This is a genomic window from Gilvibacter sp. SZ-19 (genome assembly GCF_002163875.1).
Lineage (GTDB): Bacteria > Bacteroidota > Bacteroidia > Flavobacteriales > Flavobacteriaceae > Gilvibacter.
In genome coordinates this window covers 1699147-1715452 of sequence record NZ_CP019333.1, presented here as the reverse complement: position 1 = coordinate 1715452, position 16306 = coordinate 1699147, and the positions used below count along the sequence as shown (strand labels likewise).

The window sequence follows — 16306 nt, the reverse complement described above, 5'->3', positions numbered from 1 at the left end:
CTTCATAAATCGACAATTATGCAATTCAAAAAATCTCATATAACTGCAATCATACTTTGTTTGTTTACTGCGCTAACTGCCTCTGCGCAAATGGGTAGTGCCGACCAAAAGAAAACCTTTAACCTCACCATTACACAAGAGGGTAAAGAAATAAAAATGGAATGCCGCGCAGGCTGTGCTTGGGAGAGTCTGAGCTTTGAAAGCCCAAGACGCGGTTTGGCAGTTACTGTAGATCAGTTCGGAATGGTTGGTAAAAGACAAACCGCCAGTAACCCGGATGAATTAGCAGAATTCTCCTTTAGCATTGCCAAAGTTCGCGGCGAGTACAAGCTTACCGGTATAGATGGGACCGCTTGGGAATCGCTCACCTTTACTTTACCAGAAGACAACTCTAAAGCTATATTGAGCTCCGGAGGCGTAAGAGTTAGATAGGTAACCTGTGATATTTTCGTACCAACCCCATGAAAACTGGTCAGGGCTACAAAAGTGGAGCTTCCGCTTTGTAGCGCTCTACTGTTGGGGCTATATCGTTTTAATGTTTGGCGGCAACCGCATCCTAGAACCCTTGTTGGTTTGGGCGGGTCGCGACATTTTGGGTATGGAAGGACGCTTGGAGTTCTTCTCTACCGGAAGCGGCGATACCTCTATGGCTTTTGCCAGCCTTTTTGTATTACTATGCCTCTCTTTAATTGGTACCGTCATATGGTCTGTACTAGACAGAAAACGCCCATCTTACAACGCCGCCTTTTACTGGCTCACCGTTGTGCTGCGGATCTTCTTGGTGTTCTTTATGTTCACTTATGGCTTTGCCAAGATTTATAAAACTCAATTTGCAGGGCCCTCGCTCATAAGGCTTTTACAACCTGTAGGCGATATGTCTCCTATGGGTCTGGCCTGGACTTATATGGCCCAAAGCGAAGGCTTCAATCTTTTTACCGGGCTAATGGAAGTATTGGGTGGGCTGCTACTTATTCCAAAAAGAACGCAATCCTTGGGCGGTTTGGTAGTATTTGGAGTGATGCTGCAGGTCTTTATGATGAACATGTTTTACGACATTCCTGTAAAATTGTACTCTGCTCATTTAATGCTTTTTGGCTTGTTTTTGTTTACTGCGGATTGGAAGCGGTTCAGTCACATTTTCATTAAGAACAAACCCACAGAAGCTCTTTCATATTACAAACCCACAAAAGACCCAACCTATCACGCGGTGATGATGTGGTTCAAAGTGGCTGGAATGCTTGTCTTGTTCGCCATTATGGGTTACCAGGGTTATTCATCAGAGCGCAGTTACGGAGACAAGCGCCCAAAACCGCAATACTACGGCATTTGGGAAGCGGAAGAATTCATTAAGAATCAGGATACCATTGCTCCGCTTATTACGCGCTCCGACCGTTGGCGTTATTTGGTGATCGACAGAAAGGGATATGCGCTTGTCAAAAAAATGAACGACAGTTTGGAGCGCTTTAGTTTTGTTTTAGATTCTAGTGGAACAAACTTGAGTTTACGCAACCGCTCCGATACCCTAAGTGATCCTAATTTTGTGATCAAACAAGTGGATTCTTTACAATTGACCCTGCAAGGTGTGCTAGAGCAAGACAGTTTAATGATCCGTTTTCGCGCCCGCGACCTTTCACAGTTCCGCCTTATTAATCGCGGTTTTCACTGGATAAACGAAACTCCATACAATAGGTAGAGACACTGGGAATAGCTTTTTAAATTGTTAAATTTTTCCTTCTACAGTTGTAGAATTAAATTATTGTTCTACATTTGTAGAGAAGAAAGAAGTAAAAAGTATGTCCTTATCAAAATCAGAAGAGCAACTCATGCAGATCCTTTGGGAGCAAGAAAAAGCCTATATGAACGATCTTATAGCCGCTTATCCGGACCCAAAACCTGCACAAACCACTATAGCTACCCTTTTAAAGCGCATGCGCGACAAGGGCTTTGTAGAGTACACTCAAATTGGGCGTGCCCGAGAATATTATCCGCTAGTGGCCAAGGAGTCTTATTTCTCTAAACAGATGCGAGGAATGATCCAGAATTTCTTTGACAATTCTGCTGCGCAATTTGCCTCTTTCTTTGCCAAGGAAACTGACCTCAGCAAAGAAGAATTGGAATCATTAAGAAGTCTTATCGATCGCGAGATCAAAAACAAATGATCATGGAACTCTACGTTTTAAAATCGGCGGCCTGCTGGGCCTTGCTTTACGGCTTCTACAAGCTGCTCTTAGAGCGGGAAAGCATGCACCAGCTTAAGCGTTGGTACCTTCTAGGCGGATTGGTCCTTGGGGCCTTGATTCCCTTAGTAACATTTACAACATATATCACTGCGGATGCCGATGCAGCTACTGTAATTATATCGGCTGCAGAAGGTACTTCCACTGCCACAGGATTTTGGTCTACTTTAGATTATGTCTCCCTTATTTGGACTATCTACTGGCTAGGCTTTGCTGTATTCGCAGTGCGTTTTGTGTGGAATCTCGGCAAATTATTGAGACGTATTTGGGCCCATCCGAAGCAATCACAAAGACCTTTGTTCTATGTATTACTCGCAAGGCCAGTACAACCACACACCTTTTTTAAATACATTTTCGTAAACAGCAAACGCTTCGCACAGCGGGCAATTCCCAAGGAAGTATTGCTACACGAACAAGCCCATGCGCAGCAATTGCACAGCGCCGATGTGTTACTGGCAGAAGCGCTACAAGTGGTCTTTTGGTTCAACCCATTGGTCTACCTTTTAAAACACAGCATTTTACTCAATCACGAATTCTTGGCAGATGAGGCTGTTCTAAATACAGGCGTGCCCAAGAGTCAATATCAAAATACTTTACTGGCCTATTTGAACCCGAGGACCTGTCCGGACTTGGCCAGTGCCATTAATTATTCATCTATCAAAAAACGATTCACACTCATGAAGAATTCATCACCTAAAAGGGTCCAATGGGCAAAAAGCCTGTTACTTCTGCCCCTACTCGCAATCTTGCTCTACAGCTTTAGCACCACTAAAGAAGTATTGTTAGAAGAGGAGATCCCGCTAACGGAAACCGCAGAAACCGGTTTTAATTACAAGACAACCGAGGTCTTTGACACCAACGAAGAACTTCGTATCAACATACAAGGCAAAACCGTGTATGTGAACGGAACCAAAACGAGCCTACGCGACTTTAAAAATGCAGTAAACGCCGCGACTCGTAATTGGAACGAGGACGATTTTGAGAATTCGACCTTAGACTTGCGCATTAAAAATGTGGATAGGGACTTTATGCAAAAGCTCAACGATGCCTTTAAAAAGACCGACTTTTACAAGGCCAATCCGGGGCGTTATCAATATGGGATCATTCCTCCACCGCCGCCACCACCACCAGCTCCACCAACTCCGGTTGTGGAAGAAGTAGAAATAGAAGTTCGCGATGCACAAAACCTTAAATACAAATTGGTTGAAATAGAAGAGGTGGAAGAAGTTGAAGAAGAGCTTGAAGAAATCATTGAGGTAGAAAATGTGCAAACCAAGGTAAAGCGCAAAGCCAAACTAAACAGCAGCGATCCGGAAGATGAAGTCATTATCATTGAAGTGGTAGAAACTCCAGATACTTCGCTTCCTCCGCCTCCACCGCCACCAAAAAAGCCTATAGAGGCCATTAAGGATCTTATAGCTCAAGGAGCCAGTTTCTATCTGGACGGCAATAAGATATCCGCAGATAAAGCACTCGCTTTAGTAAAGGCCGATAAGATCAACTATATCGATGTGGAAAAGGTAGATAACAATCCGCCTAAAGTGCTGATGAAGCAATAAAATAGACCCACAAATGAATGAGAGCCTCGATTTATCGAGGCTTTTTTAATGCTTTATTATGTAACAAAAGCATACAAATTGCGTTCTAATACTCTCGGATGCAGTCCACTACTGCGGCGAACACTTTAATTCATCAATCATGTTACAATCATTTTTCATTTTCTGCTCCGGAGCAGATACGGACATCTTAGACCAATGTGCTCCCGGAGAGCGCACCAAATATGCAGGAATAGGTGCCACTGTCTTCTTTACCGCAATTATGGCTGCCATTGCAGCAACCTATGCCCTTTACACCGTATTTGACAATTATGGCATTGCCGTGGCCTTTGGATTGGTTTGGGGCTTGCTCATCTTTAATCTAGATAGATTCATCGTGTCTACCATAAAGAAACGTGGAAATTTCTGGGACGAATTGGTTCAGGCTACGCCCAGACTCATTCTGGCCGTGATCATCGCCGTGGTCATTGCAAAACCCTTAGAGCTCAAGATCTTTGAAAAGGAGATAGATCAGGTCTTGCTAGAAGAAAAGAATCAAATGACCTTGGACAATCAAGATCAGATCGCCTTGCAATATCAGCCCAAGATAGCCGAACTAAACGGGCAAATTGAGACCCTAAAACAAGAAGTTATCACTAAGGAAACGAGCGTCAATGCTCTTTATGAAACCTATATAGCAGAAGCAGAAGGGCGAGCCGGTACCGAGCTGGTTGGCAAAGGGCCAGTTTACAAGGAAAAGCGCGAAAAACACGATGCAGAATTGGCTGCTTTGACAGAGCTCCGAACTGCGAATGCAGCTAAAATCGCCGATCTGGAAACACAGATCACTGCCTTAGAAACTCAATACGACAATAAGGTCACTGAGACCCAACCGGTAATTGAGGGCTTTGACGGCCTTATGGCTCGTGTAAATGCTCTAGAGAAGCTTCCGTGGTTGCCATCATTCTTTATATTCTTACTATTCCTTGCGGTAGAAACTTCACCGATCTTCGCAAAATTGCTTTCTCACAGAGGGCCCTATGATCATAAACTCGAGGAACAAGAAGGCGCTATTGCCTCCTGGGCAGCGCAGCAAAAAGAACAGCGAAAGATACTATTGAGCACAGACCTGGCGCTTAACAATCGTGTCTATGAAGATATAGCCGAAGAGCAAGAAGTCTACGACTACAAAAGAAAAAAGGCCCGCGAACTTATGCAGTTGCAGGCCGATGCATTCTTTGAAAAACAAAAACGTCTGTTGTGATTAGGCAGCGATGCTGATCTCGCCCAATCCAAAGGTATTGATAGATTGATCCCACTGCAGCTGAACAGTATTGGATTCTACCAAAGTAAAGTTGTTGTAGGCTAAGTAAATACTTAGTAGTCGGCCTGGAATCTGAAGGCTAGCCTTTAGATCTAGCTCCAAATTTTAGGAAAAGATATTAACCACAGGATCGCCGCTACGCTTAAGAACGTAGAGGGTTTATTTATTTCTGCTTTATGAATTAGAATGCTCTAGATTCTTTAATAGTTTATATACGATACCCCGAACACCTTTTTTGCGAGAACCGTTAAAATCGTAAATATTGTTTACTCTTACCAATTCTGTACTATTAATTATTTCTTTTTCAAGAAAACCAAAATCCATCAACTCGATGCTAAGCTCTGTCTTCAGCAATCCTATATAATCAAATTCATTGTTTTTAAGGACAAATCTCAATCCCAATTGTAAGGCATGATAGTAGCCCAGGCACTTTTTGGAATATAACACCTTTACTTGTTCCTTGTAATGTCTTTCGATGGTGTCTAAAATAGTTATTGTAGCATCATCACTGCCGTCGTTGACAAAACAAAAACTGTAATTTGAATTTTCATCTAAAAACCTTCCGAATGGAATTTTATCAATCAAGCCTTCTTGATTTCTGCAATAGATTATAATGGTACTGCGCATGAAATAAAATATGTTTTTATTAAGAATACTCTTTTGGAACTTTTAAATCACACTTAAACTGGTACTACAGCTACGAACCTTAAATAGTTAGAAGCTATAAACTTGACTTTTAAATTTTAGAATATCAAAAAAGTCCAAAAGAAATGACATATTATAATTTAGTAAAAACCTTGGGTTGTTATCTAACGCTATTATTGCCCCGCATAGACCTAGGCACACCTTATAGAATCACTAACGCATCTTAATCCATTAACACGAATCAAACAAAAATAAGATGATACCTTTAACCCAAGGTTTGGTTTACTAAATTATCGATACAATGGCTTTATTCTCCAAGCATTGCTCAAATCGCCGTAATGTGCCATTACAATTAAAAAAATTCTTTTCAACTGTTATATTTAAATTTCCAACTACCTCCTGCTTCTTAGTGATGAACTGAATAATTTCATCTATTTGATTTGAAGGTATACTGCTGCCTTTAAGTAGCACATAATTATCTATGCTTTTTAGAACGATTGGCACGTGCACAGAATTTTTGTTAATTGCTCAAAGATAGATTTCAGCAATAATTCAACTCGCGGTATTTCGATTAATAACCAGTCTGCACAGATGAATGGGCATTAAAAGGCAATTAATTGTTTCGAGCTTTGAAGAGAATACCTCACAGGGATTTGTCCTAACGAACTAAAGAGAATTGTTCGCTAAATGAGATGCTCGAATCAATGATAAGTATGCAAATATGATTCTCTTGTGGTTTATTGCTCAGACAATACCTTCAAAGAGATCGTTAGGGACATTTTCATAAAAACATTACTCTGTTTGCAATTTATCAATGATGAGCAACTCTATTAAATAAGTAAACCACAAATTATTTTAATCAATATACACCCTAGAATAGGACAAATTTATGTGACTATAATAAGTTTAATTTTCTCATTAATTCTGGTCTATTTGACCTAGATATAGGAATAACATCGCGCTCAATAAGAACACTGTTATCTTCAATATCAGTAATCTTAGAAATATTTATAACATAACCACGATGAACTCTAACAAATTTATTAGTCGGAAGTTTTTCAAGTAATTTCTTGACTGTAACATGCACAGAATAGTTTTTATTCAAAGTTTTTATTAACACATAATCACCGTTGGCCTCTATAAGATAAATCTCATCTATCACAATCTTGACTAATCTTCGGTCAATGTTTATAAATAAAACATCATTATCCTTTTCAATCGCTTCTGTAGAATTTTCCATACTAATCCTACCTAACTTTCGCGATATTTTATCGATAGTCTTGATGAATCGCTGTGAGTTTATTGGCTTTAAAAGATAATCTTCAACACACGCATAATTATATGATTCAAGCGCAAAATGTGGATTGCTTGTAATTAATACAACCTGTGTATCTGTTTTTAAAGAGTCTAAAAAATCAAAACCGGTAAATGAAGGCATTTGAATGTCTAAAAATATTACATCTACCTTGCTTTTATTGGTATACTTCAGGGCCGCTACCGCATTGTCAAATTGTGCTACTACATCAAGACCACCTATCTGCTGACAAAGTTGTTCAATAACGGCTCTAGCGGTAACCTCATCATCAATAATAATACACTTCATAAGCAATTATTTGTCTTTTAAAAATACTTCTATCTTGTTCAATACGGCAGCAAAAGCTTCACTGTGCTGATAATCACCTCCTTTTAGGGCATCTTCGTGTGTTACCGCTACAGCTCTTCCTTCCTTCAGGCCTAAAATACTAATTTTATGCTTAAGCTTGTGAACCATTGCAGCCGCGTGCTGCCAATCTTTTTCTTTCATTAACTGCTGATACTGCTCGAATTCTCCGGGGAATTCCTCTTTAATGATCCCAACGAACTGGGCGATCACTTCCGGTTGACCGTCTGAGATCTCTTTAAGGTAATCTAGATTAGGCTGCTCCATAGCAATCAAAGGTACTATTTTGGGTGGGTAAAATAAAACGCGGCCCCTTCACCCTCGCGACTCTCTAACCTGATCTGTCCGCCGTGATCTTCTACGATACGACTTACTATAGCCAGACCTATACCACTTTTAGTAGAGTCGGCATCGAGCTTTTGGAATACTTGAAATACTTTTTCCTGATGTGCCTTAGCGATACCCGGACCGTTGTCTTTGACATAGAACTCATAATGAGATCCTAGATCTTTATATCCGACCTCCAGACAATCTCCAGAGCGTTTTAGCGCCGTCAAAGCGTTATCCATCAAATTCTGAAAGACTTGACTCATGCGTAAGCGATCTGCACGTACTTGGGGCATCTCGTGAATGACAATTTGAACACCCAAAGGTACTAGCAGCATGCTTTTTACCTCATCGATGAGTTTGTTGAGATCTGTTTTCACCAAACTCTCCTGTAATTCTCGCAAATTGGAGTATCGCAAAATACCGGAGATCAAACTGTCCATTTTTTCCAAACTTGAGTAAATGTAAGGCATATGGGTAGCCGCTTTTTTGGGCTCATCGCTGTCTAAGTCTTCTTCTATCCACTGCACTAAGCTGTGAATATTACGCAAGGGTGATTTCAGATCATGAGATACAATATGAGCATAATCATTAAGATCGTTATTATTTCGTTCTAATCTTTTTGTTAAGAGTTTTTGTTCTTCGTAATCGGCAGAAGCTTTTAGGGAAACTCCAAATTTACGGATAATAGGATCCAACTGCCTTAACTCTACTGAACTCCAAGGCTCATTTCTGGGGCTATGAACCGATAAAATACTATCATTTGTAATCGGAAACACAATTATAAAGCCCCCAGAAACAGGAACTGGACATATATCTTTAACTCTTTTATTTACCGAAACGCAGACGGGTTTATTCTCGTTTAATAAACCGTGTATAAAATCCATATCAACTTCTTCCTTGGGTCTATAAGGCCCAGGTATAGCATATCGCAATCTTAATCTGTTATTGTGTAGCTGTACTATCCACCCTGCTTTGAGCATCTTGCGGCTTAAAAACACTTTCATAAAATGGTCGCAATTGTCCCGGTAATTCAAAGATTTCCCAATTGCCATAGACAATTCATAAAGACTAAAAATTGTTTGTAGAGTTCCTCCAGACATCGCTATTCAAATAGTCCCACTACAGTGGTCTTATTAAAAAATTCCAAAAAGCCTTCGCCAAATGAAGAAATTTCTCCTAAACTAAGCGCACCACGAATGGTAGGATCAATTTCTTTATTTCTTAAAGCGATAGAAACTGCTTTTGCTTCGCGCTCAAAGTCATCACCCAAAAAAAGTACTCGCGATATACAATCAATTATAATAGCCGCGGTAGGCTTTCCGGCTTGATCTGCAGCTTCTGCTGCGGCTTGTCCAGCTGCTATGATAAGCGGGTCAATCTTTCCCTTTAAAACATTTAAAAAGGTGTTTTCAGCAACTTCACCTACACAAATCAAATGGCCTTGCTCATTTACCGCGATCGGATCGCGAACAATACATTCAGAGCCTTCACGTACCATCCCAAAAGGGTATCCTTTGGCAATATCAAAAAATGCTTGACTGTCAAAACTCGCTCCAGAATCGGCCTCTACAAGCTCCCTGTAAACCTCAAAGGCAGGTTTCCAATTGATCTCTTCGACTATATTGGCATTGGTCTTGGTAGCAATAAAAGGACCCCCCAGCTTTTCCCAACCGTGCTTCACTCCCAAATGCGTGGTCTGGTTCAGCAAACAATAAACAGCGGCATCTTCTAAGAAACCTTCACGACTAAAGATACAGGGCGCTTGTTGTAAACTCAGACTGCCAGCTCCTCCTCCAAAATAGCGGATTTCACTTCCATAGCTGCGATAAAGCTCAGAAAGGAATCCGGAGATACCAGAAGCCAGACCATCTACCAAGGCAAATACACAATAATCACTACCCAAGACTTCAGGATGCTTTTCAAGGGCATAACTTACGTCCGCCAAACCACGGACCGTGTGAATTTTCTGTAGCCCCTTGAGCTGAGTCACTATAACACCTAGATTTAGTAACTTATCGTCAAAGATTAGTTTTGGAAAGATCCCACCAATATACTGACAGGTTGTTTCGTTAAGCGCAGTCATTAACTGAGCAACATCTAAGGGCGTGTTTTCGGCCACCATGACTACAAACAATGTATCTGGAGCTGCATTTTGTTGCATCGCTTGAGCGATCTCGCGGGGATTTGGATTCTCGAATATCATTTTTTCTTGCTTAGGGTAAAGTAAAAAGTCGTGCCTTCGCCTGGGGTACTTTCTAACCAGACTTCTCCATCGTAAAATTCCACTACCTTTTTAACCAAGGCCAGTCCTAATCCGTTGGATTCACCGTCTGGATTTAGGGATTGAAATATCTTAAATATCTTCTCGTGGTATTCCGGAGGAATTCCCTGTCCATTATCGGTCACACTGAATTGGTAAAAGGTTTCTTTATCTTCGGAGCAGATCCTTACAAAACCTTTCTCCTTATCGTTGTATTTAATTGCATTCACCATCAAGTTTTGAAACAGTTGTTGCAACATTACCCGACTGGCCAAAACCACTGGAAGCCGCTTCGGAATTTGAACTTCTATGCGACTCGGAATATATATTGTTTTGACAATATCACAGACTAGTTCTCCTGTGTCCACAACAGAAAAATCTTCGTCGCTTTGATCTATAGCTGCATATTTAAGAACATTAGAAATTAATTTTTCCATTTTATCTATAGTACTTTCTAAAAGATCAAAATGTTCTTTTGACTTAGTGTTCAAAGTATCGAAGTTGTCTTCTCGTATCCAAGCCGTAAGTGCATTTATACTTCGCAATGGAGACTTCAAGTCATGAGATACTACATGAGCATATTCACTGAGTTCGTTGTTAGACCTTTCAAGTTGTCGCAACAATTTTACATTGCGCATTTCACTTTTTTTGCGTGCTTCAAAATCTAAAGCCGAATTCAATTGCAATGCAACCAAATTAGAAACAGTATTTAATGTTCCCAATTGGAATTCGGTAAAATAATTTTTCGACTGATGTTCAGCATCAATAACTCCAACTAATTCACCATTCAATAGTATAGGAACCGTAATTTCAGATAGCCTAATCGCATCATCAACTATATATCTGTTATCTGCGGTGGTATCAGGTATAATTTCCCCGATGCCCGATTTTGCAACCGTTCCAACAATACCCTTACCAAGAGGAATTTCTATTGGATTTACTATAGTTCCATAGTCATTCAATTTTGCGCCAACAGCTGAAATTTGTTGCAAAGCATTCATCTCCGGACGCTTAATGTACACTATACAATCGTTTGTGCCCAAAAAGTCAGCAACCCTTTTTGCGATTGCTGTACCTATTTCAATGAGATTAACTTTTCCTAATATACATTGAGAAACTTCAGAAATAAAAGCCAAAGCATTGGCTTTGTTGAGTTGGTCCGTTATGTCTCTTACAATACCCTGTGCAGCTATGGGTCGCTTTTTATTATCTAATACTACCGAGGCATTGATCTGCACCCATCTGACACCTTGCTGGCGGGTTAACACGCGAGCCTGATAATTGGTAAAGTATCCTTTTTCTGTTAGCGCTTTAAAGGACTCCATGGCGTAGACATAATCCTCTGGATAGATCAATGAGGTAACATTGACCTTTTCCAGCTCATGATCAAAGCCAAAGAGTTTGTTGGCAGCCTCGTTCATACGCAAGATGTTCCCACCTAAGTCCATCACCACATAGGCATCGACTATGTTTTCGAATATTCCTTGGAGCTGGGAATCTCTTTCGCCCAGAAGCACCTCCAATTTTTCATTCGCCTCGTGCAATTGCTCCGTGCGCTGATAGAGCTCAGCGGCTTTGTCCTCCAGGATCTTTTCTGCCTGTTTCCTGGCGGCTTTCTCCCGTTCGAGTTTCCTCAGAAGGAGTCTATGCTCGTTGTTATCCATTACTGGAAATTACGAATTTAACCTCAGATCCGTCTTCCTTGAGCATATCCATGGTTATAGTCGCTTCTTTGTCGAAGTGTTTGAAGGTTTGTTCCATCAATCCTAAACCAAAATTATACATCGATCTGGAAGAGCTGTAAACCATAACAAGGTGGTTAGCGCTTCGTTCTTGGATGTCAAATGTAGGAAGCTGAGCGTCCGGGTAGATCTTTCTCACCTCCACGTGAATGTGATTCTCAATAGACGCCAACATTTCAATTGGGTCTTTATACAATTGTAAAAAAGAAGGGTACTCTCTTTTAATTACCTGAAAGAAATGCTCGGCAAAAACACGCTGTAAGGTGCCGACATCTATTCCTGTTTTAGCACTGAGATGCGTTAAAAGTTGAAGCATCTCTCCAAAATCGTAGGTGCCAACGGCGGTATAGACACCACCTGAAGGTAGATCTGACTGATCGATGATATAATCTACGGTCTCTAGGCCAAACTTTTCTTCGACCAATTCCATAAGTTCTGTAAATACAATTCCTTTCATAAGTGTTGGCTTAACTCAAAACAGGTTTTACGAGTTCGTTATTTTCCCAATAGGCCAATACAGCGCTTATTCGATTTACATAGTCTTGGTATTGTAAGGGCTTTAATACGTATCCGGCAACGCCGATCTCATAGCAGGCAAAAAGGTCTTTTTCGTTACTCGAAGTAGTTAGTACCACTGTCGGCAAGAATTTAAGGCGATCGTCCTTTTTTAGGATCGCTAAAAACTCCAGACCATTCAATCGCGGCATATTGAGATCAAGAAAAACGAGGTCTGGTAGTCGGTGGGCATCTTTTAAATACTCCAAAGCGTCCTCGCCGTTGTTTACGGGGATCACCTTGTGCTGGGTGTCGAGTTTTTTAAAAGCCCTTTCTAGCTTCATGATCTCTATTTGATCATCTTCTAGTAATAGGATTTCTAATGTTTTCATAGGGGTATCTTGGATATGCAAAAGTGTTAAATAATACAAATCTTGCCATCTAAGTTTCGACGAATACCCCGTTTAGTGTCGACGAGTGGTAATTTGGGTACGATTAGTGGAAAAATCGGCCCGTTGAAAAACTACAGTTTGCGTAACTTTATTTCGGCTAAAATAAAAAGCTATGACCCAAACTGCAACTGCAGCTATCCTTAAGGAAATAAAGGCCCATTTCGGGCTGGATGGAACCCTAGAATTACTTTACGGAGAATACACTAAGAATTATCATTTTAAAACCAGCAATGCGCAAGACTTTCTCGTTAAGCTCGGGCCCGAAAATGCAGCACAGGATACGGCCAAATTTGAGCAAGAGCTACTCTTGTATCTCACCCAAGAGCACAGCGGAATAAAAGTTCCTGTTCCTTTAAAAACTAAAGCAGGTGAATCTCATTGTACTATCAGCATTAACAGCGGCCAACGCTCCTTACGCATTATTAGCTGGATTCCAGGAGAGTTATGGTCCGGCGTAAATCCGCATACGGAACAAATCCGATACGAACTTGGAAAAACGAGTGGCCGGCTTTTGGAAGCGCTGCAGAGTTTTCATGCGGCTGCTCGGAGTCTGAATCCGAAGTGGGAACTCAATAAGGCCGACTGGTGCCAAGACGAACTCCACAACTTCAACGCTGCCGATAGGCAATTGTTGGCATTTTTCTTAGATCGATATAAAGCCGACAAGGCTGCATATCAAAAACTGAGAAAACAATGGATTCACAACGACTTGAACGACAATAACATTTTGGTCGATACCAAAACCCAACAAATAAACGGGTTGATAGATTTTGGAGATACGAGCTACGGGCAGACCATTAACGAAATTGCTGTGTGTAGTGCTTATCTTATCAGTGGATTCCCTGACCCTTTAGATGCCCTCAACCCTTTTTTACAAGGAGTGCATGAGGTATTCCCACTGCAAGAAGAGGAACTGCAACACCTCTACACCTTGATCGGTATGCGTTTGGTTCTAAGTGCAGTGCATGGCAAAATAAATGCCTTGGCAGAACCTGACAATCAATACCTACAAATAAGTCAAAAGGCCGTATGGGAAAATCTAAAACTTTGGAGCGCTATCCATCCGAGATTTGCGCATTACAGTTTCAGAAAGGCCTGCGGGTATGATGCCCACCCACAAACTCAGGCCTTTAAGACCTGGGCGAATCAGCAGCAAAGAAGCTTCGACGAAATATTTCCAACAACAAGCTTTAAAGCAGCACAGCACCTAGACCTCAGCGTTTCTAGTTTGTGGATAGGTACTCAAGAAGAATTCAACGATCTGGAATTGTTTGAGTTTAAGATCGATAGATTACAGGCTAAAAATCCAGATAAGATCATTGCCGGAGGCTATCAAGAACCGCGCCCCCTTTATACCGATCCTGCCTACGATACGGTGGGCAACTACGGCGCACAAAGTAGAACCGTACATCTGGGTGTTGATTTTTGGCTGCCCGCTAATACCCCTGTACACAGTTTACATGAAGGTGAAGTTGTGATTGCTGTCAACGACCAAGGCAATAAAGAATACGGCGGCTTGGTAGTTCTTAAACACAAGCTCGTCGATTTAGAATTCTACACCCTTTATGGGCATTTGGTCCCAGAGACTGCCTTGGCACATAAGGTGGGAGACACCATAGCCGCAGGTGGTTTAGTGGGCATGCTCGGAGCCGCTCATGAAAATGGCAGTTGGTCTCCTCATTTGCATTATCAATTTATGTTAGACCTTTTAGATTATACCGATGATTTTCCTGGGGTCTGTTATGCACATCAGCGCGGAATATGGCGTGACCTCTGTCCAGATCCGAATCTGTTTTTCAAAGATCCCGAACTGAATGGTGATGAAAAGAACCAATCCGATGAACTGCTAAAAAAACGCAAAGAGGTATTGGGCTATAGCATGAGTTTGTCTTATGATAGCCCCTTGCATATAGTTCGCGGACAGGGTGTTTATTTGGTAGACTCCTGGGGACGCAAATACATAGACACCGTAAACAATGTTGCTCACGTTGGGCACGAACATCCGCAGGTAGTGGAGGCCGCTCAAAAACAAATGGCAGCCTTGAATACCAACACCCGCTATTTGCATAAGAACGTGATCAAGTTTGCAGAAGACCTCTTAAAGACCTTTCCTAAGGAGCTCTGTGTGGTGCATTTCGTGAATTCGGGCAGTGAGGCCAATGAGCTTGCTGTTCGAATGACAGAAGCGGTTACAGGGTCTAGACATATGCTGGTATCAGAAAGTGGATACCACGGCAACACCAGAACCTGTGTAGATCTGAGTCACTACAAATTCGCGCGAAAAGGAGGTTATGAGCCTCCGGCCACTACCCACGTTTTTCCAATTCCTGATACCTTTAGAGGTAATCACCGCGGAGCCGACGAAGGCCTAGCCTATGCAGAGGATCTTGGACGAAAAATTGAGGTCATGGAAAGTCGAGGAATAAGACTTGGAGGGCTGCTCTTGGAATCTGTACTTAGTTGTGGCGGCCAGATACCACTACCTCCTCATTTTTTACAAGCGGCTTACAAAGAAGTTAGAGCCGCCGGTGGATTGTGTATAGCAGACGAGGTGCAAGTGGGTATGGGTCGCTTAGGAGACAGCTTCTGGGGATTTCAGCAATACGATGTAGTGCCTGATATTGTTACCATAGGCAAACCATTAGGCAATGGGCACCCTGTAGCTGCGGTAGTTTGTACTGCGGAGGTGGCATCAGCCTTTAACAACGGCATGGAATATTTCAACACCTTTGGTGGAAACCCGGTGTCTGCCGCCATTGGATCTGCAGTCTTAGCTATTATTGAGCAAGAAGGTCTTATGAATAACGCTCATCAGGTCGGCGATCAACTCCTCAGCGGACTGCGTGCCTTGCAAAAAGAGTATCCTATCATTGCTGATGTACGCGGCAAAGGCTTCTTTTTGGGCTTTGAACTGTGCGACTCCAACTTAAAACCCCTTACAACACAGGCCAAATACCTGGCCAATCGCATGAAGTATTACGGTTTTTTAATGTCTGTAGACGGCCCGGACGACAACGTGGTCAAGATAAAACCACCCATGGTATTTAGCCCGCACAATGCAGAGCAATTGCTACACTATCTAGAAAAAGTCCTCAATGAAGATCCAATGTACCCTTAGTATCACCTTGAGCCGCTTGTAAAATACTTATACGCTTTAAATTTTCTTTTAAAACGGTTTGCGACGGTGCAATAAGATCATGCATAGCGCAGGGATTTTCGTAATCACATTGGTGCAGACCTAGTACGCAGCTTCCAAAGGTATCTCTGCCTTCTACTATGAGAATAACCCGATACACTGAATTTTGCTTTTGTTTGTGACTCAGATAAAAACCTCCGTTAGGTCCTTTTATTCCACTAACCAGATTAGAATGTGCAAGCTGCTGCAATATTTTAGATAGAAATGCTTTCGGCACATCAATCTCCTTTGCCAGATTAGACGCTAGTATTTTGTTCTGCTTGTCGCTATTGGCAGCCAGATGAATTAGCGCTTTTACGGCATATTGAGCGGATTTAGACAACATATATTCTTCTTCTTTTTTTGCATTAAAAGATAAAAATATCCTTTTATTCTTTTTTATGACAATTGTCATATTTTAACTACTTAGGCCAATCTACTTTTGAATCAA

At 41.5% G+C, this 16306-nt stretch carries 16 protein-coding genes; 6 read left to right on the top strand and 10 right to left on the bottom strand.

All coding sequences use genetic code 11. The annotated features are described in order from the left end of the window. Window positions 1-18: 18 nt before the first annotated feature. From BTO09_RS07935 to BTO09_RS07915, 5 genes are all read left to right on the top strand, one after another. Complete coding sequence (locus BTO09_RS07935) at window positions 19-432, top strand: hypothetical protein (RefSeq protein ID WP_157663467.1); 414 nt, start codon at window positions 19-21, stop codon at window positions 430-432. Window positions 433-535: 103 nt separating this feature from the next. Beyond that, window positions 536-1693: a DoxX family protein gene (locus tag BTO09_RS07930; protein ID WP_087524271.1), complete on the top strand. Its 1158-nt coding sequence runs from the start codon at window positions 536-538 to the stop codon at window positions 1691-1693. 100 nt (window positions 1694-1793) lie between these two features. After that, the gene (locus BTO09_RS07925) at window positions 1794-2159 is read left to right on the top strand and encodes a BlaI/MecI/CopY family transcriptional regulator (protein WP_087524270.1); all 366 of its coding nucleotides are present in this window, start codon (window positions 1794-1796) and stop codon (window positions 2157-2159) included. A 2-nt stretch (window positions 2160-2161) separates the two neighbouring features. After that, complete coding sequence (locus BTO09_RS07920) at window positions 2162-3796, top strand: M56 family metallopeptidase (RefSeq protein WP_157663466.1); 1635 nt, start codon at window positions 2162-2164, stop codon at window positions 3794-3796. 139 nt (window positions 3797-3935) lie between these two features. Further along, window positions 3936-5036: a DUF4407 domain-containing protein gene (locus tag BTO09_RS07915; RefSeq protein ID WP_087524268.1), complete on the top strand. Its 1101-nt coding sequence runs from the start codon at window positions 3936-3938 to the stop codon at window positions 5034-5036. On the opposite strand, the gene BTO09_RS14495 is transcribed toward BTO09_RS07915, so the two are convergent. From BTO09_RS14495 to BTO09_RS07870, 9 genes are all read right to left on the bottom strand, one after another. Beyond that, window positions 5037-5198, bottom strand: coding sequence for a hypothetical protein (locus BTO09_RS14495; RefSeq protein WP_157663465.1), 162 nt, complete (start codon window positions 5196-5198; stop codon window positions 5037-5039). A gap of 72 nt (window positions 5199-5270) precedes the next feature. Next, window positions 5271-5723 (bottom strand): glycosyltransferase, encoded by a 453-nt coding sequence (locus BTO09_RS07910; RefSeq protein ID WP_087524267.1) that lies wholly within the window; start codon window positions 5721-5723, stop codon window positions 5271-5273. 913 nt (window positions 5724-6636) lie between these two features. After that, window positions 6637-7344 carry a LytTR family DNA-binding domain-containing protein gene (locus tag BTO09_RS07900; protein WP_087524265.1) on the bottom strand — a complete coding sequence of 236 codons (708 nt, stop codon included), beginning with the start codon at window positions 7342-7344 and terminating at the stop codon, window positions 6637-6639. Between the two features lie 6 nt (window positions 7345-7350). After that, window positions 7351-7668, bottom strand: a complete 318-nt coding sequence (locus tag BTO09_RS07895) for an Hpt domain-containing protein (RefSeq protein ID WP_087524264.1) — start codon at window positions 7666-7668, stop codon at window positions 7351-7353. 14 nt (window positions 7669-7682) lie between these two features. After that, on the bottom strand, window positions 7683-8426 hold the full coding sequence (locus tag BTO09_RS14490) for an ATP-binding protein (protein WP_157663464.1): 744 nt from the start codon (window positions 8424-8426) through the stop codon (window positions 7683-7685). Between the two features lie 407 nt (window positions 8427-8833). Then, a complete protein-coding gene (locus tag BTO09_RS07885; RefSeq protein ID WP_087524262.1) occupies window positions 8834-9934 on the bottom strand; it encodes an FIST signal transduction protein in 1101 nt (366 codons plus the stop codon). Further along, window positions 9931-11655 carry an ATP-binding protein gene (locus BTO09_RS07880; protein ID WP_087524261.1) on the bottom strand — a complete coding sequence of 575 codons (1725 nt, stop codon included), beginning with the start codon at window positions 11653-11655 and terminating at the stop codon, window positions 9931-9933. The genes BTO09_RS07885 and BTO09_RS07880 overlap by 4 nt, the downstream gene beginning before the upstream one ends. After that, entirely contained in the window at window positions 11648-12190 is a 543-nt protein-coding gene (locus BTO09_RS07875; protein ID WP_087524260.1) for a heme NO-binding domain-containing protein, read from the bottom strand. The genes BTO09_RS07880 and BTO09_RS07875 overlap by 8 nt, the downstream gene beginning before the upstream one ends. 10 nt (window positions 12191-12200) lie before the next feature. Beyond that, window positions 12201-12620 (bottom strand): response regulator, encoded by a 420-nt coding sequence (locus BTO09_RS07870; protein WP_087524259.1) that lies wholly within the window; start codon window positions 12618-12620, stop codon window positions 12201-12203. Window positions 12621-12792: 172 nt separating this feature from the next. On the opposite strand from BTO09_RS07870, the gene BTO09_RS07865 reads away from it, so the two are divergent. After that, window positions 12793-15798, top strand: coding sequence for an aminotransferase class III-fold pyridoxal phosphate-dependent enzyme (locus BTO09_RS07865; RefSeq protein WP_087524258.1), 3006 nt, complete (start codon window positions 12793-12795; stop codon window positions 15796-15798). Here BTO09_RS07865 and BTO09_RS07860 read toward each other — a convergent pair. Then, window positions 15773-16270 carry an Rrf2 family transcriptional regulator gene (locus tag BTO09_RS07860; RefSeq protein ID WP_087524257.1) on the bottom strand — a complete coding sequence of 166 codons (498 nt, stop codon included), beginning with the start codon at window positions 16268-16270 and terminating at the stop codon, window positions 15773-15775. The genes BTO09_RS07865 and BTO09_RS07860 overlap by 26 nt on opposite strands. Window positions 16271-16306: the final 36 nt, after the last annotated feature.